Consider the following 22132-nt stretch of genomic DNA (forward strand, 5'->3'; position numbering starts at 1 on the left):
CAGAAGCTGCATTGCGCGTTGTTTCCCGGAGGCGGTGCTGGCGCATCTGTCCGGGCTACCGGCCCGCAGTCGATGGTGAACCCGTAGGCCGGGCAAGGCGCTAGCCGCCGCCCGGCAAAGTTAACCGCTATCCCGGATTAATTCATTGATGTTTTCAGCGCGCGATCGGCGGCGTGACGCTCAAGCGCCAGCTCAATCAGGCGGCTAATCAGGCTGGTGTAATCCAGACCGCTGGCCTGCCACAGTTTCGGATACATGCTGATATTGGTGAAGCCCGGCAGGGTGTTGATTTCGTTAATCACCACGTCGTTATCGGCGGTCAGGAAAACATCAACACGCGCCATGCCGCTGCATCCCAGCGTCTGGTAAGCACGAACGGCGATCTCGCGAATTTTATCGTTCACGTCGCTGTCGATAGCCGCTGGAACCACCACCTTCGCGCCCTGATCGTCAATGTATTTGGTGTCGTAGGCGTAGAATTCGCTATTGAGGACGATTTCGCCGCAGGTGCTGGCCTGCGGGTTATCGTTACCCAGCACCGCGCACTCTATTTCACGCCCTTTAATTCCCTGCTCAACCACCACTTTATGGTCAAATTCAAAGGCCAGCGCCACGGCCTGCTGGTACTGCTCTTCGCTATTTACCTTACTGACGCCCACTGAGGAACCCTGGTTCGCCGGTTTAACGAACAGCGGCAAGCCGAGTTGCGCCTGGACGTCGGCGAAGCTTAGCTGATTGCGGTTGGCGCGGGTGAGGGTGATAAACGGTGCAATCGACAGACCGGCATCGCGCAGCAGACGCTTGGTGACATCTTTGTCCATGCAGGCGGCGGAGCCGAGGACGTCGGAGCCGACGAAAGGCAAATTTGCCATCCGTAGCATGCCTTGCAGGGAGCCATCTTCCCCGAGGGTGCCGTGGACAATCGGGAAGATCACATCGATGGCCGCCAGCGGCTGACCGCTATCGGCGTTAATCAGCTGCTGGGCATCACGGCCCGGGATTTGCGCCAGCGTAACATCGGATGGACGCAGGGCAATGTGGGCAGGGTCCTGCGGATTGAGCAGATAGTTGCTGGCATCGTTGATATGCCAAATTCCCTGCTTATCAATCCCTAACAGAACCACGTCGAAACGCGTTTTATCAATCGCTTCCACGATATTTTTCGCTGACTGTAACGACACTTCATGCTCTGCCGATTTACCGCCAAAAACGATCCCAACCCTCATCTTAGCCATTTCAACTTCCATCCTGATTACATCAAAGCGCATAACATAGCATGTGAAAGAGCCGCCTGGCTGCCATAATATTTACCTTGTAAGGCATTGGGAGGTAGCGTGAAAGGAAAAGGTCTTATCGCTCTGTTAGCGCTGCTGTCAGCCGGGTATTACGGATATCGTTATCTTCCACCGCAGTATAATCCGCTGGTGCCGTTGCGCCTGGAAGACCCGCCCGGGTTAATCAGTCACTACAAGCTGCGTCGATTGACGCCCGAGCAGTGTTCTGGCCTGCTAGAGGAGGCTAATCGTAGGCAGATCATTACCAGCCAACCGGTCGCCGATAGCGGGGGAGAGTGTTCTTTGCAAAACGTGGTGCGGGTACGCGATTTTGGTGCAATAAAGCTGAGCAGTAGCTTCCTTGCAAGCTGTCCGCTGGCGCTGAGCAGCGCGCTGTATATGGAACAGCAGGCAAAACCGCTGACTCGTCAGCTACTGGCGAGCGAACTGCGCCAGGTCGAGCATTTTGGCAGCTTTGCCTGTCGCAATATTTATCATCGCCAGAACGCGCGGCGCAGCGAACATGCCACCGCGGAGGCGCTGGATATTAGCGGTTTTCGCTTGGCCGATGGGCGACGGATAAGCGTGCTGAAGGGATGGCCCGATGCGCAGTATCATCCCTGGCTGCAATCGCTGCTGACCAACGGATGCAGTTATTTTGGTAACGCGTTAGGGCCGGACTATAACGCGGCTCATGCTAATCATTTTCACCTCGGGATGCGCGGCCAGCGTTTCTGTTTCTGAGCATATCGCGCTGCATACAAGGTCTTTCACCATGAAATTGTTTGCCTGAGCGTAATCAGATGCCATAAAACACCAAACTCCGCGCCAGCGCACCTCTGGTACTACCTCGCAAGAGGGAAATTGCTAAGCTAGTTAATAATTTCCAAAAAATTAATGAATACCCGTAGTTATGGAATCCTGGAAGGTTAATCTCATCTCCGTCTGGTTTGGCTGTTTTTTTACCGGACTGGCTATCAGCCAAATTCTCCCCTTTTTACCGCTGTACGTGTCCCAGCTTGGCGTCACCTCGCACGAAGCCTTATCCATGTGGTCTGGTTTGACCTTCAGCGTCACTTTCCTGGTGTCGGCGATTGTTTCGCCGATGTGGGGGAGCCTGGCTGACCGCAAAGGGCGTAAGCTGATGCTGCTGCGCGCCTCGCTCGGTATGGCCATCGCTATTTTATTACAGGCGTTTGCCACTAACGTCTGGCAGCTGTTTATCCTGCGTGCGGTGATGGGGCTGACTTCTGGTTATATTCCCAACGCCATGGCGCTGGTCGCTTCTCAGGTCCCGCGCGAGCGCAGCGGTTGGGCGCTGAGTACGCTTTCGACGGCGCAAATCAGCGGGGTTATCGGTGGGCCGCTGCTCGGTGGGTTTCTTGCTGACCACGTAGGTCTGCGGGCGGTATTTATCATCACCGCCGCGCTGCTGACGGTGAGCTTCCTGGTCACGTTGTTTCTGATTAAAGAGGGCGCTCGTCCGCAGGTTAGCAAAGCACAAAGGCTCAGCGGTAAAGCGGTGTTTGCCTCGCTGCCCTATCCGGGGCTGGTGATCAGCCTGTTCTTCACTACCCTGGTGATTCAGCTGTGCAATGGCTCAATCGGCCCGATTCTTGCCCTGTTTATCAAGTCGATGGCACCGGATAGCAATAATATCGCCTTCCTGGCTGGGATGATCGCCGCCGTACCGGGCGTCTCCGCGCTTATTTCCGCCCCGAAGTTGGGCAAACTTGGCGATCGGATTGGCACCTCGCGGATCCTGCTGGCGACGCTGTGCTGCGCGGTGGTGATGTTCTTTGCCATGTCGTTCGTCACGACGCCATTCCAGCTCGGCGTTCTGCGTTTTCTGCTCGGTTTTGCCGATGGGGCGATGTTGCCTGCGGTACAAACTCTGTTGCTGAAGTACTGTAGCGATAGCGTCACTGGGCGTATTTTTGGTTATAACCAGTCGTTTATGTATCTCGGTAACGTTGTCGGCCCGCTGATTGGCGCATCGGTATCGGCGATGGCGGGTTTCCGTTGGGTCTTTATCGCTACGGCGATTATTGTGCTGATCAATATATGGCAGCTGGCTATCATGCTGCGTCGTAGCCGCCGTACCGCCGCCTGACCCCTTTCTTTCTCTTCAACCGGTATTGACGTCACTACGTCAATGCCGGTTTTTGATCTTCCTCATCTGTAAATGTATCACCGATCACAAAACGATCATTTTCACCTCTTACCCCCTTCTATTTGTAACTGTTACGCGTATACAGTTACGCGTAACAGTTATGGAAAAAGAGGTTTTATGAGAAATTTATTCGATTTATCAGGGAAACGTGCGCTCATCACCGGTTCTGCTCAGGGGATTGGCAATCTGCTGGCCGGTGGCCTTGCAGAGTATGGCGCAGAGATAATCATTAACGACCGTACTCAGGAACGAGCTGACCAGGCGGCGCAGGCGTTGGTGGCTCAGGGCTACCGCGCAGTAGGTTATGCGTTTGACGTGACTCAGGCGGCGGAGGTTGAGCAGGCAATAGCCCGTATCGAAGAGGAATTCGGTGCAATTGATATTCTAATTAATAACGCCGGGATCCAGCGCCGCTACCCTTTCACTGAATTCCCCGAAGAGGAGTGGGATCGGGTTATTGAAGTTAACCAGAAAGGCGTTTTCCTTGTCTCGCAACAGGTGGCGAAATATATGATGACGCGCCGTGCGGGAAAAATAATTAATATTTGTTCAATGCAAAGTGAATTAGGTCGCAAAACCATTACTCCGTATGCCGCATCGAAAGGGGCAGTTAAAATGCTGACTCGCGGAATGTGCGTGGAGCTGGCGGAATATAATATCTAGGGAAGGTGCGAACAAGTCCCTGATATGAGATCATGTTTGTCATCTGGAGCCATGGAACAGGGTTCATCATGAGTCATCAACTTACCTTCGCCGACAGTGAATTCAGCAGTAAGCGCCGTCAGACCAGAAAAGAGATTTTCTTGTCCCGTATGGAGCAGATTCTGCCATGGCAAAACATGGTGGAAGTCATCGAGCCGTTTTACCCCAAGGCTGGTAATGGCCGGCGACCTTATCCGCTGGAAACCATGCTACGCATTCACTGCATGCAGCATTGGTACAACCTGAGCGATGGCGCGATGGAAGATGCTCTGTACGAAATCGCCTCCATGCGTCGGTTTGCCCGGTTATCCCTGGATAGCGCCTTGCCTGACCGCACCACCATCATGAATTTCCGCCACCTGCTGGAGCAGCATCAACTGGCCCGCCAATTGTTCAAGACCATCAATCGCTGGCTGGCCGAAGCAGGCGTCATGATGACTCAAGGCACCTTGGTCGATGCCACCATCATTGAGGCACCCAGCTCGACCAAGAACAAAGAGCAGCAACGCGATCCGGAGATGCATCAGACCAAGAAAGGCAATCAGTGGCACTTTGGCATGAAGGCCCACATTGGTGTCGATGCCAAGAGTGGCCTGACCCACAGCCTAGTCACCACCGCGGCCAACGAGCATGACCTCAATCAGCTGGGTAATCTGCTGCATGGAGAGGAGCAATTTGTCTCAGCCGATGCCGGCTACCAAGGGGCGCCACAGCGCGAGGAGCTGGCCGAGGTGGATGTGGACTGGCTGATCGCCGAGCGCCCCGGCAAGGTAAGAACCTTGAAACAGCATCCACGCAAGAACAAAACGGCCATCAACATCGAATACATGAAAGCCAGCATCCGGGCCAAGGTGGAGCACCCATTTCGCATCATCAAGCGACAGTTCGGCTTCGTGAAAGCCAGATACAAGGGGTTGCTGAAAAACGATAACCAACTGGCGATGTTATTCACGCTGGCCAACCTGTTTCGGGCGGACCAAATGATACGTCAGTGGGAGAGATCTCACTAAAAACTGGGGATAACGCCTTAAATGGCGAAGAAACGGTCTAAATAGGCTGATTCAAGGCATTTACGGGAGAAAAAATCGGCTCAAACATGAAGAAATGAAATGACTGAGTCAGCCGAGAAGAATTTCCCCGCTTATTCGCACCTTCCCTAGGTCAACGGGATTGCGCCGGGCTATTTTGCCACCGAGATGACGACCGCGCTGGTGAACGACGAGGCGTTTTCCGCCTGGCTATATCAGCGCACCCCGGCAGCACGCTGGGGAAAACCGGAAGAGTTGATTGGCGCGGCGGTGTATCTGGCTTCGCCTGCGGCAAACTTCGTTAACGGTCATTTGTTGTTTGTGGATGGCGGGATGCTTGCTGCCGTTTAAATAACTTTGCGTCTTTCGGGAAACTGGCACGCTCGCGATACCTGAAAGACGATATATTAAACCCGTGTGATGATATTCATTATCTGAGGATTGCTTATGCAAATGCTCGCGAAATTACCAGCGCGTCGCTGGTGGTATTTAATGCCGATTATTTTTATTACCTATAGTCTGGCGTACCTTGACCGCGCGAATTATGGCTTTGCCGCTGCGGCGGGAATTGAAAGTGATTTAGGCATTACTAAAGGCACCGCGTCGCTAATTGGCGCACTCTTTTTTCTCGGCTATTTCTTTTTCCAGGTGCTCGGTGCGATATACGCGGTAAAACGCAGCGTGCGCAAAATGATTTTCTTTAGCCTTATTTTATGGGGCTTCTGCGCGGCGGCGACCGGGTTCGTCAGTAATATTCCGATGCTGATGGTGATTCGCTTTACTCTTGGCGTGGTTGAGGCGGCGGTGATGCCTGCGATGCTGATTTACATCAGCAACTGGTTTACCAAAACCGAGCGTTCGCGCGCCAATACCTTCTTGATCCTCGGAAACCCGGTGACCGTGCTGTGGATGTCTATCGTATCCGGCTACCTGATTCAGTCCTGGGGCTGGCGTGAAATGTTCATCATCGAAGGTATTCCGGCGGTGTTGTGGGCAGTATGCTGGTGGATCCTGGTCCGCGATAAACCCTCTGAGGTCTCCTGGCTGAATGAGCAGGAAAAAGAGACCCTGCAGAAGGCGATGGATAGCGAACAGAGCAATATCAAGCCGGTACGTAACTATGGCGAAGCGCTGCGCTCGCGCAACGTGATTATGCTGTGCGCCGTGCATGCGTTGTGGAGCATTGGCGTATACGGTTTCATGATGTGGATGCCGTCGATTCTGAAAAACGCTGCGCAGATGGATATTGTGGCGGTAGGTTGGCTGGCGGCGGTGCCATATCTGGCGGCGATCTGTCTGATGCTGACGGTCTCCTGGCTGTCAGATAAGTTCCAGAATCGTAAGCTGTTTATTTGGCCGTTGCTGCTGATTGCCGCTATCGCCTTCTTTGGTTCCTGGATGGTGGGTGACCAGGCGTTCTGGTTCTCCTATGCGCTGCTGGTGATCGCTGCTGCCTGTATGTATGCGCCTTACGGTCCTTTCTTCGCGCTGATCCCGGAACTGCTGCCGCGTAACGTCTCCGGCGTGTCGATGGGCTTGATTAACAGCTTCGGCGCTCTCGGTGCTTTCCTCGGCGCGTGGCTGGTAGGTTATTTGAATGGGATTATGGGCGGGCCTGGCGTTTCTTACACCTTTATGGCGATCGCGCTGTTGGCTTCGGTGGTGCTGATGTACAACGTGCGTGCCAATAACGAACCTTCCTCGTCATCGGTCACGGCAAAAAAGGTCGCGGGTTAACATAAACCGTAGCTGCTGTGGTAAGGTTCTCTGCGAGTACATAAGTCGTTTGTCGCAGAGAACCCGATGAAAAACAACCGGATGACATTGCAGGATATCGCCAACCTGGCAGGGCTAAATAAAATGACGGTGAGCCGTTATTTGCGTGACCCCGGCCAGGTTTCTCAGCGCAGCCGTGAGCTGATTTCAAAGGTCATGGAAGAGAATAACTATATCCCTAATCGGGCGCCGGAAATTCTGCTCAACGCGCGCAGCAAAACGATAGGCGTGCTGATCCCCTCTTTTCGCAATCAGATTTTCGCCGATGTGTTGGCCGGTATTGAATCGGTAACCTCCGCGCACCAGTACCAGACCCTGATCGCCAACTACGAATATGACCCGCAGCGCGAAGAGCGCGAAGTGCTCAATTTGCTCTCCTATAATATTGATGGCCTGATCCTGACCGGCAAGCAGCATAGCGATCGCATGATTCAATATGTACGCGCCAGCGGTATTCCGGTTGCGGAACTGATGGACTTCGGCGGACAGCAGCTTGATATTCAGGTGGGGTTCGATAACGAAAAGGCGGCGTGGGATATGACTAACGCCTTTCTCGAAAGCGGCAAACGGTCAATTGCCTTTTTTGGTTCAATGGACGACCCTCGCGATCTTAGTCGTTTTCGCGGCACCGAGCTGGCGCTGGAGGTTCATGGCCTGAAGGCGTATCACATGGCTCCTCGCACCATCTCCTCGGTCGCCCTTGGCCGGCAGATGTTCCTGCAAACGCAGCAGTCGCGCCCGGATATCGACGCCATTTTTTGTACCAATGACGATCTGGCGGTGGGGGTATTGCTGGAATGTCAGTCACAGGGCAAAGCGGTACCAAAAGAGATAGCCATAGCCGGTTTTCATGGGCTGGAAATTGGTCGCGCACGCTTGCAGAAAATAGCCAGCGTCATTACCCCACGTTATGACATCGGTAAAACAGCAAGTGAAATACTGATTGCCAGATTGGCAGGTAAAGACGCGCCGGACAGCGTTAATCTGGCCTACCAGATATATTATGGTGATACGTTATAGTTATCGATGGAATAGCAATATTCCATTTTATTCTTATGTTGATGAATTTGGTTATGAGGCTTATTAATTGCTATTGAGTATATTCCATGGTCTGAATAAGCAATGAGCAAAACGTTTCGCTTAATATGGGATGGAAAGAGATATTATTTTTAAAATAATACTGGTGTCCGATGGCTGATGTATGACATAAATAGCAGCCTACGGACCTCACATTAAGGATAACGCATTGTGAAGAATCTCATTGCTGAGCTACTGGTGAAACTGGCACAGAAGGAAGAGGAAGCAAAGGAATTAACGGCCCAGGTTGAGGCGCTGGAAGTGGTCGTCACCGCGCTGTTGCGTCATATGGCGCAGGATGCCCAGCAGGCATTAATCAACGATATTGAGCAGGCAATCGAGCAGGCAAGCCCTGGTCCGCTGGTCGATGATCGTGACACCCAGCTATTGCAGCAATATATAAAGAAGCTGTTACGGCATCCTCGTAGCTAGTCTCTGTGACAAGATATGGATGCTGTCATTTTACTGTCACATCGCTTTTATACAGTCTCCCTCGTTTTGTTTTTTAAAGTATTTTTTACATGGAGACGATAAAAGTGAAATTAAGCGCCCTGTTTATTGCCCTGATACCTCTGCTGGGCTCCCCGATTATTCATGCTGAAACGACACCCGCACCGGTTCTGGAAAATCGTGCCGCTCAGGGCGATATCACCACGCCGGGCGGAGCGCGTCGTTTAAGCGGCGATCAGACCGAGGCGCTGCGTGCTTCGTTAATCAACAAGCCGGCCAAAAATATTATTTTGCTGATTGGCGACGGGATGGGTGATTCTGAAATTACCGCCGCGCGAAATTATGCTGAAGGGGCGGGCGGTTTCTTTAAAGGTATTGACGCGCTGCCGCTGACCGGCCAGTACACTCATTATTCTCTGGATAAGAAAACCGGCAAGCCGGATTATGTTACCGACTCCGCCGCTTCCGCAACGGCCTGGACCACCGGTGTCAAAAGCTACAACGGCGCGCTGGGTGTGGATATCCATGAAAAAGATCATCAGACCATCCTTGAGCTGGCAAAAGCGGCGGGCTTAGCGACCGGTAACGTCTCAACGGCGGAGCTACAGGATGCGACCCCGGCAGCGCTGGTGGCCCACGTCACTTCGCGTAAATGCTATGGCCCAATCGTGACCAGCGAAAAATGCGCCAGCAACGCGCTGGAAAAGGGCGGTAAAGGTTCTATTACCGAACAACTGCTGAATGCCCGCGCCGACGTGACGCTGGGCGGCGGGGCGAAAACCTTCGCTGAGAGCGCGACTGCCGGTGAGTGGCAGGGTAAAACGCTGCACGATCAGGCAATCGCTCGTGGCTACCAGATTGTCACCGATGCCAGCTCTTTGAGCGCCATCAACCAGGCGAACCAGGACAAGCCGCTGTTGGGGCTCTTCTCTCAGGGCAATATGCCGGTACGCTGGGAGGGGCCGAAAGCCTCTTACCATGGCAATATCGACAAAGCCGCGGTGACCTGTACTCCGAACCCGAAACGTGATGCCTCGGTGCCGACGCTGGCGCAGATGACGGAAAAAGCTATCGACCTGCTGAGCAGCAATGAAAAAGGCTTCTTCCTGCAGGTGGAAGGCGCGTCTATCGATAAACAGGACCACGCGGCGAATCCGTGCGGTCAGATTGGTGAAACCGTCGATCTGGACGAAGCGGTGCAGAAGGCGCTGGAATTCGCCAAAAAAGATGGCAATACCCTGGTCATCGTTACCGCCGACCACGCACACTCCAGCCAGATTATTCCGGCAGACACCAAAGCTCCGGGCCTGACACAGGCGCTGAACACCAAAGACGGTTCGGTGATGGTGATGAGCTATGGCAACTCTGAAGAAGAATCGATGGAGCATACTGGCACCCAGCTGCGTATCGCCGCCTATGGCCCGCACGCCGCTAACGTGGTCGGTTTAACCGATCAGACCGATCTGTTCTACACCATGAAAGCCGCGCTAAATCTGAAATAGCTCGCCGCCGGTAGCGAATTTTCGTTACCGGCTGGTTTTTTCTCCATCAGCGACCAGACTTACAGAGATCCACTCATAGAAGGATGGTGCGATGAAAATAACATTACTTGTGACCCTACTTTTTGGCCTGGTATTTATGACAGCGGTGAGTGCCGCGGAAAAAGAGTTGACCCCACAGCAGCAGAAGATGAGCGTCTGTAATAAAGAGGCATCATCGAAGTCGTTGAAAGGGGATGAGCGTAAGACGTTTATGAGTAACTGCCTGAAGAAAGATGCCACCACGCAGGACGGCAAGGGGCTAACGCCTCAGCAGCAAAAAATGCGTGAGTGCAACGCTCAGGCGACCCAGCAGTCTCTGAAAGGGGACGATCGCAGCAAATTTATGAGCGCCTGCCTGAAAAAACAGGTGTAAGAAATAAGCGGGTGAGGGAAACCTCACCCGCAATTCGGCATTTAAATCAGGAGCGGCTTAGCTTTTCTGATTTCTCCATGCATTTGACCATTGCTTCGATAACGGCGGAGCGGAAGCCTTTCTCTTCCAGCACGCGCACGGCTTCGATTGTGGTGCCGCCAGGCGAGCAAACCATATCCTTCAGCGTACCCGGATGCTCCCCACTTTCGAGCACCATTTTGGCGGAACCCATCACCGCCTGTGCCGCAAATTTGTAAGCCTGAGCGCGCGGCATTCCACCGAGCACCGCAGCATCGGCCATCGCTTCGATAAACATAAAGACGTAGGCTGGGGCGGAGCCGCTGACGCCAACTACCGGGTGAATCATCTGCTCGGCGATCAGCTCTGCCTGGCCAAAACAGCGGAAGATAGTCAGGATTTCGGCTGTTTCTTCGGGGCTGACCAGCGCGTTTGGAGTGACCGAGGTCATGCCTGCATTGACCAGAGACGGCGTGTTGGGCATGGCGCGAACTATTTTGCGGTCATGGCCCAGCGCGCGTGCCAGCTGGTCGAGCGTTACGCCCGCGGCAATGGAAACGACCAGCGAGTCTTTATTCAGGCTGGAGGCCACGTCGCTGAGCACTTTGACCATCACTCCCGGCTTTACGGCGCCGAAAACGATATCCGCCACCTGGGCGACTTCCTGCGCGCTTTGTGCTGCATTAATGCCGTACTGGTCGTGCAGGGCCGCGACTTTGTCCGGCGACGGGGTGTAGACCCAGATTTGCCCCGGCTGAACCTGTCCGCTGGCGATCAGGCCGCCCAGGATGGCCTTGCCCATATTGCCGCAACCGATAAAGCCGATTTTCTTCTCCATCACCAATCCCCTTTGTTTTGTCATTAGCTCTCTAGCTTATCATCAAATAGCCCTCCAGGGACTTCGCCGTTTACGGCGGGGAGCCGTCAACTTGTCGCTTTCACGAAAGGCAAAAGCAGGTAACAATACGGTTTCTCTTTTTCGTCGACAGGAGCCGCAATGGCTATTTGGGTTGATGCGGACGCGTGTCCGAATGTGATTAAAGATATTTTGTTCCGTGCCGCCGAGCGCGCGCAAATCTCAATGACGCTGGTGGCTAATCAGCCGCTGCGCGTTCCACCGTCGCGTTTCATCCGCACCCTGCGCGTGGCCCAGGGGTTTGACGTAGCGGATAACGAAATCGTGCGCTTATGCGAGCCGGGAGATCTGGTTATTACGGCAGATATCCCGCTGGCAGCTGAAGTTCTGGAAAAGGGCGGCGCGGCGCTGAATCCGCGCGGTGAGCGTTATAGCGAGGCAACTATTCGCGAGCGTCTGACGATGCGCGACTTTATGGAAACGATGCGGGCCAGCGGCGTGCAGACCGGCGGCCCGGATAGTTTATCCCAGCGCGACCGACAACAGTTTGCCGCCGCGCTGGAGAAATGGCTGTTAGAGGTCAAACGACAGCAGAATTAAACCCAGCTATCGTCGTCGCTGCCGAAATCGCTATCGTCGCCAAAACCGGCGTCGAAATCGGAATTATAAGCACTGTTATCGGCAAGGAACTGTCCATCATCCTGGCGGAAGGTATCGTCTGCCGCGCTGGTGTCCTGTGCCTGGCTAAGGTCCGGCTGCGGTTTGTCTTCAATAATATTGACGATCTCCTGTGGGTGCGAACCGCTGAACATATTCGTCAGCATATTCCCGAGCACCACACCGCCAGCAACGCCTGCCGCCGTTTGCAGCGCGCCTGCCATAAATCCCCCGCCGCTGCGTGCTGCCGCCTGCGGAGCATAGTTTTGCGCCTGCTGGGCGTACTGCGGCTGCGCGTTAGCCTGCGGCCGGCCGTATTGCTCTGCGCCAGGAATCGGGTCGGAGCCGCGAGACTGGCCGCCACCAAACAGTCCAGAGAGAAATCCGCCGCTGCTTGGTTTCGCCGCCTGAAGCTGCGTCACCTGACTTTCCAGCGCCTGAATGCGATCGTTGAGCTGTTTGATAGCCGCCTCCTGAATCAGGATAGTTTGCGCCATATAGTAGGGGGCGGAAGGCTGCTCGCTGACGTGCTGGGCAATCCGCTCTTCAGCGCTGGCATCGCGGGATGCGCTGCGGGTCTCGGCCTCTTTCAGCCGGGAAAACAGTCCATCAATAAGGCGTTGCTCTTCAGATTGCATAATACATTCCTCAGTCATACTAATTAATGAGCGTCAGAGTCTCTCTGAACGACCCATGTTGTAAATATGTTGCCGCGTAAAGCTATGCAGAAATGTGTTACTGTTTACGCCAGACTGCGAACAAAAAATAACTTTTGCGGGAAAGTAAAGCTGGCATAACACCAAATGCAATGATAAGTTTACATGTAAAGTCCTTTCAAATACTAAGGTGAAAGGGTTTGTAGATGGTGTGTAACGTTTATTTTACGGATGTCATTGAGTGAGTTTGCGGTACCATTGTTTCTCTTTTCGCTTTCTTTATATCCGCAAAACGCGGAACCAAGGGGTCTTCGGTAATGGCACAGCTAATTTTTCTTGTCGGGCCTCGCGGCTGCGGTAAAACAACCATCGGTCACGCGCTGGCGCAAGTTCGCAGTTTCCAGTTCGCTGACACGGACCATGAGCTGCAGGAACATGAGCAGCGCACGGTCGCGGCTATCGTCGAGCAGGAAGGCTGGGAACGTTTTCGCGCGCTGGAAACTCAGGCTCTGGAAAGAGTCGCGCAGCCGGCGACGATTATCGCCACCGGTGGCGGCATTATTCTTAGTGAATACAATCGTCAGTTTATGCGCGAGAACGGCGTAGTGATTTATCTGGAAGCCTCGGTTTCTGCGCTGATTGACCGCCTCGAAGCCTATCCGAAAGCTGAGCAGCGTCCGACGCTGACCGGGAAACCCATTCGCGATGAAGTGGGTGAGGTGTTGGCGCAGAGAGAAGCGCTGTATCGTGCTGCCGCGCATCATATTATTAATGCCACCGTATCGCCGGATGAAGTGGTTGAGCAGATTATGGCGACGGTTTGCGGGGCGACCTACAGCAGTTAAGATTTTGCTTACGGTAAACGGATCGGCAGCGCCTATACTTTAAAATTCTTAAAGTAGAAAAAGGAAGCGTTATGCCGACCAGACCTCCATATCCAAGAGAAGCGCGTATCGTTGCTGTTGAAAAAGGGCCGGAAGGTCAATCGGTGACATGGTATGAACTACGCGCTGATCATCCCACGCCCAATTCGCTTATCAGCGAACATCCCTCAGAACAAGAAGCGCGAGATGCAAAACAGCGCTACGAAGATCCTGACAAATCATAATTTCCCTATTAATGTCCGGGACTCACTCTGAAAAGAACCGTTACCGGGCATCTATCACATTTTTAATCTATTAACAGTACTAATGATTACCTAAGTTACGGATTTTCAGGAGCGTTTCTAACGCTTCTGGAATCTTTACATTCCATAGCGGCGTTAACCTGCTACGCTTCTCGACGGTTGATTTTTAGTCACCATGGGGCAGATGTTGTTAATAGAAGCCTGTTTTTAAACAGCGGTACTGAAAAGGTACATGATATGAGTAGTGCATCGATGGCTATTTTGACCATTGGGGTAGTACCGGTGGCGGAGATGTTGCCGCTTTTAACCGAGCATATCAGGGAAGATCAAATCACCCACATTAGCCTGCTTGGCAAAATGGCGCGTGAAGAGGTTATGCAGGAGTATGCCGTGGAATCCGGCGAAGAGGCGTTACTGACCTTGCTGAGCGATAATCAAATTGCGCAGGTCTCTCGGCAAAAGGTAGAGCGGGATTTGCGTAGTGCTATCGCGATGCTCGACAAACAAAATTACGATCTTATTTTACTGATGAGTACCCATCCTTTTCGCGGCTTTGCGGCGAATAATGCGATCCTGCTCGAACCGCAAAGGATCATCCCGCCGCTGGTGGCATCCATTGTTGACGGTCACCAGGTTGGGGTGATTGTTCCGGTTGAAGAGATTTTGCCGCTACAGCAGGAGAAATGGCAGGTGTTAGAAAATACACCGCTGTATGCCATCTCCAATCCTGTTAGCGGTAGCAAAGATGATTTACTGGCCGCGGCCAGGGAGTTGATAGCGCAAGGGGCTGATGTACTGATGCTGGATTGTCTGTGCTACCACCAGCAGCATCGTGACGTGTTACAAAAAGCGCTGGATATTCCGGTTCTGTTGTCAAATGTGCTGGTTTCCCGACTGGCGGCAGAACTATTAGTTTAACCTGATGTAACGCGTTAATTTTACGTGACAGGGGCAAGGAGCGCCCCCTATATTGTGCCTTCAACACCAGATCATAAGGGCGAGTTTATGCTTCAAAGCAATGAATACTTTGACGGAAAAGTAAAATCTATTGGCTTCACCAGCAGCAGTACCGGTCGTGCGAGCGTGGGCGTGATGGCGGAAGGGGAATATACCTTTGGCACCGCGCAGCCCGAAGAGATGACCGTGGTTAGCGGTGCGCTGAACGTGCTTCTGCCGGGTGAGACCGAGTGGAAAGTGTATGCCGCCGGTGAAGTATTCAACGTTCCGGGGAATAGCGAGTTTAATCTGCAGGTGGCTGAACCAACTTCCTATCTGTGCCGCTATCTGTAAGACAAATATCCTTCCTGCTCAGGCAGGAAGGAATGAGTGAGATTAACGCTGCGCTTCGCCGCCTAATCCTTCCACCAGATTCTGAATGAGTGCGGCCAGTTCGCCGGTCATCAGAATAAAGTCCGCATCAAAGCGCTGAGCGAAATCTTCCCGGTCGATATCTTCATTCTGATCGCGCAACTCATCACAGAACTTCAGGCGTTTAATCGAACCATCATCGCACATCAGGAACTGAATACGCTGCTGCCAGTCGAGAGCCAGCTTGGTGACTACTTTACCGGCTTCAATGTGCACGGCAATTTCGTCGCTGACCAGATCCTGTTTCTTCGCGCGGATCACGCCACCATCTTCCAGCATTGCTTTCAGCTCGGCTTCATCCAGCAACTGGAAGCCCTGAGCCACGGTACCGGAACGAACCCACTCGGTGAGCGTCAGCTCGATCGGGTTTTCCAGCGCCAGCGGGACGACCGGCAGTGAGCCCAGGGTTTTACGCAGCAGCGCCAGCGTATCTTCCGCTTTTTTGGCGCTGGCGCAGTCCACCATGATCAACCCGTTGACAGTATCGATCCACATCATGGTCTGGCTGAAACGGCTGAAAGCGCGCGGCAGCAGAGAGTGCAGCACTTCGTCTTTCAGTGAGTCTTTCTCGGTTTTCTTTAGCTTGCGGCCCTGCTCGGCTTCCAGCTTAAAGATCTTCGCTTCCAGCGCCTGTTTGATCACCGGCGACGGCAGGATCTTTTCTTCTTTACGTGCGCAGATAACTATCTGGCCATTTGCCGTATGCGTCAGCGCATCGCTGTGCGATCCCATCGGCGAAACCCAACCAGTTTTGGCCATATCCTGGCTGCCACACGGGGTAAATGTCAGCTCGGCCAGCTGTTTTTCCATCTCCTCGGCACGTAAGGAAATGTCGCGGCTGAGACGATAAACCATTAAATTTTTGAACCACAGCATGATAATTTCCACGGCTTTGTCGTTAAATCCAGCGGGCATGATAGCGAATTGTCGCTATGCTTGCATTGTTAATCGGGGAGAGGAATTTACAGTGCGCATTGGGATTGATTTAGGCGGGACCAAAACGGAAGTTATCGCGTTGAGCGACCGGGGAGAGCAACTATTTCGCCATCGCCTGCCTACGCCAAGGGATGATTATCATCAGACGATAGAGACAATTGCCTCGCTGGTAGAGATGGCTGAGCGGGCTACGGGGCAGCGCGGCACGGTTGGTATGGGGATCCCCGGCTCGATTTCGCCCTATACCGGCGTGGTCAAAAATGCCAACTCGACCTGGCTCAACGGCCAGCCGTTTGATAAAGATCTCAGTCAGCGCCTGAATCGCGAAGTGCGTCTGGCAAATGATGCCAACTGCCTGGCGGTATCGGAAGCCGTAGACGGCGCGGCGGCCGGAGCGCAAACGGTATTTGCGGTGATTATCGGTACCGGCTGCGGTTCCGGCGTGGCGCTAAATGGGCGTGCCCATATTGGTGGTAACGGTACGGCTGGCGAGTGGGGGCACAATCCGCTGCCGTGGATGGATGAAGACGAATTGCGCTATCGCGCGCAAGTGCCGTGCTACTGCGGCAAGCAGGGCTGTATCGAAACCTTTATTTCCGGCACCGGTTTTGCTACCGATTATCAGCGGCTGAGCGGTAATCCGCTGAAAGGCCGCGAGATTATGCTGCGCGTCGATGAGCATGATCCGCTGGCTGAACTGGCGCTGAGCCGCTATGAAATGCGGCTGGCGAAGTCGTTGGCTCACGTGGTGAATATTCTCGACCCGGACGTCATTGTGCTGGGCGGGGGGATGAGCAATATCGAGCGGTTGTATCAAACGCTACCGAATCTGCTGAAACTCTGGGTCTTCGGTGGCGAGTGCGAGACGCCGATTCGCCAGGCGATGCACGGTGATTCCAGCGGCGTGCGCGGCGCGGCCTGGTTGTGGCCGCTGTAAATAATGAGCCCGTTGCGCGGTCGGTGCTGCGCAACGGATGTTGGTTGCTTACAGGTCCGGGATCTCTTCCAGAGCATAGTAAATCGTAAGCCCCAGTTTTTCTCCTTCCTGAATATCCAGATCTGCCCCTTTGGATTCGCCCGGCATCCGCAAAATAGCGTTACAACGGCTAATCAAACGGTGCGCGACGGGATAGAGATACTCCTCGCTAATCGCATCGCCAATCTCCTTTGAACCTGCCGCTTTGGCAACAGGTAAAGCTAACCATTCGCCGACCACGGGGATATGACCTTTTTGGTAAACGCTTAGCGCAACCTGCGCCATGTTGTTCAGGTTAGCGTCGATTAATTCCGGACGATTATTGGTGCCGCTGCGTACCGGGCCGGCGATCAAAATAAGAGAGCTTTTCATGTTTAAGACCTTCTTGATGCGTGAAAGGGAGTGCTGTTGAAGGTTTCCTTTCCTGTGGCACTTTCCGTCAGTCAAAACTGTTTATGCATGAATTTGCACGGAATGCATGATTAACAGTCATAATTGAGTTTTAAGATAAACTATCATGCAAGTTCGTGCAGTATCAAGATTAATCGTGAATGGAATGGTTGTATGTAATGCGCCGAACGGCAAAATGCGGCCTCTCCCCGAAGGAAGGGGCCTTTTATGAGGATATTGATGGGGGAGAACTACTCGACGGCGAAGGTTTTATCCAGGCGGCTATAGCCCAGCCCGTTGATTTTTTTAACTTTAATTTGTACCGGGATGCGCTCTTTCATCGCCTCGACGTGGCTAATCACGCCGATGACCTTGCCGCTGGCGTTAAGCGCATCCAGCGCATCCAGCGCGGTATCAAGGGTTTCGCTATCCAGAGTACCGAATCCCTCATCAAGAAATAGCGAATCAATCCGCGTTTTGTGGCTCACCAGGTCGGACAGCGCCAGCGCCAGCGCGAGGCTAACGAGGAAGCTCTCGCCACCGGAAAGGGTCCGCGTGTCGCGCACCGCGTCCGCCTGCCAGGTATCGACCACTTCCAGCTCCAGCGCCTCACTGGCTTTACGTTGCAACAGATAGCGACCATGCAGGCGGTTGAGCTGATGGTTGGCCAGCCACACCAGATTATCCAGCGTCAGCCCCTGGGCGAATTTACGGAATTTATCGCCCTCTTTGGAGCCGATAAGCGAGTTCAGCCACGCCCAGTCCTCCACTTCCTGAGCCGCGCGTTCCATCTCCTGACGCAGCGCCTGCTGACGCTGCTGGTTTTCGCTATTCTGCTTCAGCTGTTGGCGAATCTCGCCCTGACGGGCACTGTTCTCGCGCAGTAGCGACGCCAGTTGCTGAAGTTTTTCCTGTACTTGCTCAAGCGGCTGGCTGATGTCCGTTTCTGCTGGCGGTTGCTGACTGTGGCTATCCAGCGTTTCGCGGGCCCGTAGCGCCAGCGCCTGATTCTGCTGTAGCGTGCTCTCCAGCGTCTGCTTCAACCGTTCGAGGCGCTGGCGCGTCTCTTCATCCAGCAGTGCGGCAAGGAATGCCTGCTGGTCGGCGAACGGACTGGCGGCCAGCGCGGCGCTGAACTGTTTTTCGGTCTCAGTTAGCTGAGTTTGCTGCTGATTTTCCTGCTGCCCCAGCGTTTGCCACTGGCTCTGAAGCGCCAGGCAGTCGTCGTGCACCTGACGCCAGCCTTCCAGCGGCGCGGGCTCGGCCTGTTGCTCGGTTTCCGGTAGCGCTTCCAGTAGCGGCGTCAACTGCTGGAGCTGCTCCTGAAGAGCAGTGGCTTCGTTCTGTTTGTTTTGCCAGCTGCGGGTCTCTTCTTCCCGCAGCGCTAACCAGTTCGTAGCCTGGTCCGGGGCGGGTAAGCTCAGAGCAAACGCGCTCAGCTCAGCCGCCAGTGCGACGCTGCGCTGCTCTTGTTCTTGCTGAAGCTGTTGCAGCTGCTGCTGGCACTCCTGCTGCTGGGCCTGCCAGTTCAAGCGTTGTTGGTGTTGATATAGCCGCTGTTCATGCTCTTGCTGCGCATCCAGCCAGCCGGGAATATCATCCTTTGGCTTCAGGTCGATATTTAATCCGGTGATCGTCTCCTGCCATTGTGATGTGAGCGCTTGCTCCTGTTGGAGAAGGGATGCTTTCTCGGCGGTCTCTCTTTGCTGCTGTTTAAGCAGCGCATCCAGCTCGCCGCGAAGCTGTGCCCCGGCCTCTGCTAACTGTTTAACTTCACGCTCTAGCGCATCACGACGCGCTTGGTTTACGCCGGGAACCAGCGCCTGATACTCGGCGATAGCCGGATGCTGTTCGGAACCGCAGAGCGGGCACGGCGAGCCGGGCTGGAGACGGGCACGATCGGCCTCAAGTCCGGCAATCCGCGCCTCCATTTCACATAGGGCTTTCACATCGCTGAACTGCTGGTTCTTCTCTTTATAGGCCTGTCTGCGCTGGGCCAGAGTCGCTTCCAGCTTTTCCTGTTCCTGTTTGCTGGCCTGTTCGGTGGCATTTAGCTGTAATAACCGTTGGCTGAGCGGTTGTAGCTGGCTATAGAGAGAAGAAAGCTGCTGACGCAGAGGCCGGGCCTTTGTGTGCTGCGTCAACTCGAGGGCCACTTGTTCGGCATCCAGCGTTAGCGTGGCACAAGGGAGTTCAGCCAGCCTGCGGGTCGTTTCCGTCAGGCGCTGTTGCAGGGTGGATTGCTGCTGCGCATCGCGGGCCTGCTGTTGAAACGCTGCCCGCCAGCCCGCCAGCGCATTTCCCCACTGCTGATAGCGGTCGTGCTCTTTTAGCCATGCGGATAGCGTGTGCTGGTGGGCGCGCAGGCGTTCGGACTGCTGCTGGGCGGCGAGGCGAATGCCTGCCCGCAGCCGTAGCCGTTCATGTAAGCGAGTATTTACTTCTTCTCTCTGGTGGCGGGTTTGCGCCAGCGCGGCAGCTTGTTCCTGCTGGCGCGTCCAATGCGGGCGCAAGTGTTCGGCGGGCTGCGCATTGCGCAGTGCGGTCAGCTGCGGCTGCGCCTGTTCGAGCGCAGACTGCGCCTCGCGCAGCATGGCCTGGGCCTTCAGATTTTCTGCCGTCAGCTCTTCACGACGCATCAGCCATTGGCGGGCGTTTTGCAGGCAGGTTTGCTCGCTAACCTGCTGTTTTTCTTCATCAGTAAGTACTTGCAAACTTTGCTGGAGAACCTGCTGCTGCTCGTCACTCAGCAGCAGGACGCCGGAAGCCTGGGCCTGAAGTTTTTCCAGCTCAATGCGGGCAAGCTTATGCTTTTCAAAGACCTGTGCTGAAATCTGGCCGTAAATTTCGGTACCGGTTAGCTCTTCCAGCAGCTCGGCGCGCTCTTTGGGTTTGGCGTTGAGGAAGGCGGCGAACTGCCCCTGCGACAGCAGCATTGAGCGGGTGAAGCGACCATAATCCAGCCCGGTGAGGGTGGCGGTCATTTCCAGCTTATCTTTAACTTTATCGGCGAGGATTTTGCCGTCGTCGCAGCGCGCCAGCTCGACGCGCGGGGCCTGTAGATTACCATCCGGCTGGTTTCTCGCCCGGTTCTGGCTCCAGAAGGCGCGGTAGGCGATGCCTTTGACCTCGAACTCCACTTCTGCCAGACATTCGGCGGTGTCGCGGGTCATCAGATCATTTTGTGATTGTGACACGCTGCTCAGACGCGGGGTTTCGTGATACAGCGCGAGACAGATGGCGTCGAGCAGGGTGGTTTTTCCGGCACCGGTCGGCCCGGTAATGGCAAACAGCCCGTTGCTGGCGAACGGCTCGGCGGTGAAATCGATTTTCCATTCGCCTTTTAGCGAGTTGAGGTTTTTCAGACGTAAGCTCAGGATTTTCACAGACGATCCTCATCGTTCAGGCTATGCAGCGTCTCGTTAAACAGCTGCTCCAGGCGCAGTTGCTGCGACTCTTCCAGGGTTTCCAGCGCCAGGCGACGGGCAAACACATCTTCGACCTGCAGTTCGCTGAGCGTTTCCCGGCGCTCGCCCGCCAGAATGCGCTCGCGCTGGGCGCGACTGCGGCGCACCAGCAGCACTTCTACCGGTAGCGTTTCGGTCTGTGCCTGAATTTTGCGTTGAATATCATGCAAATACTCGTCGCTGGTGATCTCAATATCCAGCCAGACGGCGGGCTGCTGGCTATTATCTTGCCACTGATTCAACTGCTCGCTGATGCTGGCGAAATCACCCTTTAATACCGCCAGCGGCTGGGTAATGGGGACGATGAGCGGCGTGACGTCTGTTAGGCATCCGTTGGTGAAGGTCACCAGGTTGACGCTTTTGTTTTTCCCGGTTTCGTCAAAGCTCAGCGGGATGGGCGATCCGCTGTAGCGAATATGCTCGCAGCCTCCCACCACTTGCGCCCGGTGAATATGGCCAAGCGCGATGTAATCGGCAGGGGGAAAGTGGCTTGCCGGAAAGGCATCGAGGGTGCCGATATAGATTTCGCGAACCGCGTCGCTTTTGCTGGCGCCGACAGTGGTCAAATGACCGCTGGCGATAATCGGCAGCGGCTGGTCGCCGCGCAGTTCGCAGGCCTGCTGATACTGCTGCTGGTAGTAGTCGCTGATGGCGGTGAGGAGCTGCTTCTGCTTTTCACCGCTGGAGTGACCTGCCTGGCTGGTCACTAGCTCGCGCGGGCGCAGGAACGGCACAGGGCAAAAAATCGCCCCCGCTGAACCATCACGCAAGGGCAGAATAAAAGGAGCGTGACCGGCATTGGCGACTACCGTGGTTTTCAGGAAGGCGAGAATATCCCGCGATTCATTGAGGGTCGCCACCGAATCGTGGTTTCCCGCCAGTACCACCAGTTGGCAGCCGGTCTGCTGTAGCTGAACGACAAACCGGTTATACAGCTCACGCGCGTAGCTCGGCGGGGAGCCGGTATCAAAAATATCGCCCGCGACAATAATGGCATCAACTTCATGCTCCTGGGCGCTGGTCAGCAGCCAGTCGAGAAACGCCTGATGCTCAGCGGCGCGGCTTTTGCTGTAAAAATTTTGCCCAAGGTGCCAGTCAGAAGTGTGAAGGATGCGCATAGTGGTCCCGTAGCGAAAAAAGCGTAAGCGGCATTATAGCACTGGTCTTCAGTGAGTTAAGTCCGTGTCACAATTCAAAATCCCTTGTTCATCTGCCCGTCATTTTTTTCATAAATCTGTCATAAATCTGACGCATAATGGCCGCGCACTTCTATACTGATGGCTAAAAA

Annotated in this window: 21 protein-coding genes and 2 pseudogenes; 16 read left to right on the forward strand and 7 right to left on the reverse strand. The window is 54.4% G+C overall.

From position 1 onward, the window contains the following. Positions 1-137: 137 nt before the first annotated feature. Positions 138-1235 (reverse strand): D-alanine--D-alanine ligase, encoded by a 1098-nt coding sequence (gene ddlA / locus HV127_RS13655; protein WP_182236653.1) that lies wholly within the window; start codon positions 1233-1235, stop codon positions 138-140. Positions 1236-1334: 99 nt separating this feature from the next. On the opposite strand from ddlA, the gene HV127_RS13660 reads away from it, so the two are divergent. The 10 genes and pseudogenes from HV127_RS13660 (at position 1335) to psiF (ending at position 10394) form a co-directional block, all read left to right on the forward strand. Further along, positions 1335-2018: an extensin family protein gene (locus HV127_RS13660; RefSeq protein WP_182236655.1), complete on the forward strand. Its 684-nt coding sequence runs from the start codon at positions 1335-1337 to the stop codon at positions 2016-2018. A 169-nt stretch (positions 2019-2187) separates the two neighbouring features. Then, on the forward strand, positions 2188-3387 hold the full coding sequence (locus HV127_RS13665; RefSeq protein WP_110273816.1) for a multidrug efflux MFS transporter: 1200 nt from the start codon (positions 2188-2190) through the stop codon (positions 3385-3387). 177 nt (positions 3388-3564) lie between these two features. After that, positions 3565-4107: pseudogene (locus HV127_RS13670) on the forward strand (SDR family NAD(P)-dependent oxidoreductase); the annotation flags it as partial. 71 nt (positions 4108-4178) lie between these two features. Then, positions 4179-5159, forward strand: a complete 981-nt coding sequence (locus HV127_RS13675) for an IS5-like element IS5 family transposase (protein ID WP_042934497.1) — start codon at positions 4179-4181, stop codon at positions 5157-5159. 150 nt (positions 5160-5309) lie between these two features. Continuing rightward, positions 5310-5528, forward strand: a pseudogene (locus tag HV127_RS13680) (SDR family oxidoreductase); the annotation flags it as partial. Between the two features lie 96 nt (positions 5529-5624). Next, on the forward strand, positions 5625-6914 hold the full coding sequence (locus HV127_RS13685) for an MFS transporter (protein ID WP_182236657.1): 1290 nt from the start codon (positions 5625-5627) through the stop codon (positions 6912-6914). A gap of 66 nt (positions 6915-6980) precedes the next feature. After that, entirely contained in the window at positions 6981-7973 is a 993-nt protein-coding gene (locus HV127_RS13690) for a substrate-binding domain-containing protein (RefSeq protein ID WP_061155604.1), read from the forward strand. 228 nt (positions 7974-8201) lie between these two features. Further along, positions 8202-8462, forward strand: a complete 261-nt coding sequence (gene iraP, locus HV127_RS13695) for an anti-adapter protein IraP (protein WP_110273811.1) — start codon at positions 8202-8204, stop codon at positions 8460-8462. 89 nt (positions 8463-8551) lie between these two features. Next, on the forward strand, positions 8552-9982 hold the full coding sequence (gene phoA, locus HV127_RS13700; protein WP_182236659.1) for an alkaline phosphatase: 1431 nt from the start codon (positions 8552-8554) through the stop codon (positions 9980-9982). Positions 9983-10073: 91 nt separating this feature from the next. Further along, entirely contained in the window at positions 10074-10394 is a 321-nt protein-coding gene (psiF, locus tag HV127_RS13705) for a phosphate starvation-inducible protein PsiF (RefSeq protein WP_110273810.1), read from the forward strand. Positions 10395-10440: 46 nt separating this feature from the next. Here the strand turns inward: psiF and proC are convergent, their stop codons facing one another. Beyond that, the gene (proC, locus tag HV127_RS13710) at positions 10441-11250 is read right to left on the reverse strand and encodes a pyrroline-5-carboxylate reductase (RefSeq protein WP_112214092.1); all 810 of its coding nucleotides are present in this window, start codon (positions 11248-11250) and stop codon (positions 10441-10443) included. Between the two features lie 159 nt (positions 11251-11409). Between proC and HV127_RS13715 the strand changes: the two genes are divergently transcribed. Continuing rightward, a complete protein-coding gene (locus tag HV127_RS13715) occupies positions 11410-11868 on the forward strand; it encodes a YaiI/YqxD family protein (protein ID WP_110273808.1) in 459 nt (152 codons plus the stop codon). On the opposite strand, the gene HV127_RS13720 is transcribed toward HV127_RS13715, so the two are convergent. Continuing rightward, a complete protein-coding gene (locus tag HV127_RS13720) occupies positions 11865-12563 on the reverse strand; it encodes a DUF2076 domain-containing protein (RefSeq protein WP_182236661.1) in 699 nt (232 codons plus the stop codon). The two genes, HV127_RS13715 and HV127_RS13720, sit on opposite strands and share 4 nt — an antisense overlap. Before the next feature lie 335 nt (positions 12564-12898). On the opposite strand from HV127_RS13720, the gene aroL reads away from it, so the two are divergent. The 4 genes from aroL (at position 12899) to ppnP (ending at position 14997) form a co-directional block, all read left to right on the forward strand. Then, positions 12899-13426: a shikimate kinase AroL gene (aroL, locus tag HV127_RS13725; protein WP_182236664.1), complete on the forward strand. Its 528-nt coding sequence runs from the start codon at positions 12899-12901 to the stop codon at positions 13424-13426. A gap of 71 nt (positions 13427-13497) precedes the next feature. After that, the gene (locus tag HV127_RS13730) at positions 13498-13689 is read left to right on the forward strand and encodes a YaiA family protein (protein WP_110273805.1); all 192 of its coding nucleotides are present in this window, start codon (positions 13498-13500) and stop codon (positions 13687-13689) included. A gap of 255 nt (positions 13690-13944) precedes the next feature. Continuing rightward, positions 13945-14625 (forward strand): AroM family protein, encoded by a 681-nt coding sequence (locus HV127_RS13735; RefSeq protein WP_182236666.1) that lies wholly within the window; start codon positions 13945-13947, stop codon positions 14623-14625. Positions 14626-14712: 87 nt separating this feature from the next. After that, positions 14713-14997: a pyrimidine/purine nucleoside phosphorylase gene (gene ppnP / locus HV127_RS13740; RefSeq protein ID WP_004099395.1), complete on the forward strand. Its 285-nt coding sequence runs from the start codon at positions 14713-14715 to the stop codon at positions 14995-14997. A 42-nt stretch (positions 14998-15039) separates the two neighbouring features. On the opposite strand, the gene rdgC is transcribed toward ppnP, so the two are convergent. Next, entirely contained in the window at positions 15040-15951 is a 912-nt protein-coding gene (gene rdgC, locus HV127_RS13745) for a recombination-associated protein RdgC (RefSeq protein WP_110273804.1), read from the reverse strand. 91 nt (positions 15952-16042) lie between these two features. Here rdgC and mak point away from each other — a divergent pair, with 91 nt between their 5' ends. Continuing rightward, complete coding sequence (gene mak / locus HV127_RS13750) at positions 16043-16948, forward strand: fructokinase (protein WP_182236668.1); 906 nt, start codon at positions 16043-16045, stop codon at positions 16946-16948. Between the two features lie 48 nt (positions 16949-16996). On the opposite strand, the gene HV127_RS13755 is transcribed toward mak, so the two are convergent. From HV127_RS13755 to sbcD, 3 genes are all read right to left on the reverse strand, one after another. Then, on the reverse strand, positions 16997-17359 hold the full coding sequence (locus HV127_RS13755; RefSeq protein ID WP_182236670.1) for an NUDIX hydrolase: 363 nt from the start codon (positions 17357-17359) through the stop codon (positions 16997-16999). 269 nt (positions 17360-17628) lie between these two features. Beyond that, entirely contained in the window at positions 17629-20763 is a 3135-nt protein-coding gene (gene sbcC / locus HV127_RS13760) for an exonuclease subunit SbcC (RefSeq protein ID WP_182236672.1), read from the reverse strand. Continuing rightward, complete coding sequence (sbcD, locus tag HV127_RS13765) at positions 20760-21962, reverse strand: exonuclease subunit SbcD (protein ID WP_182236675.1); 1203 nt, start codon at positions 21960-21962, stop codon at positions 20760-20762. The genes sbcC and sbcD overlap by 4 nt, the downstream gene beginning before the upstream one ends. Between the last annotated feature and the right edge of the window lie 170 nt (positions 21963-22132).

It is taken from the genome of Klebsiella sp. RHBSTW-00215 (assembly GCF_014103785.1).
Classification (GTDB): Bacteria; Pseudomonadota; Gammaproteobacteria; order Enterobacterales; family Enterobacteriaceae; genus Klebsiella.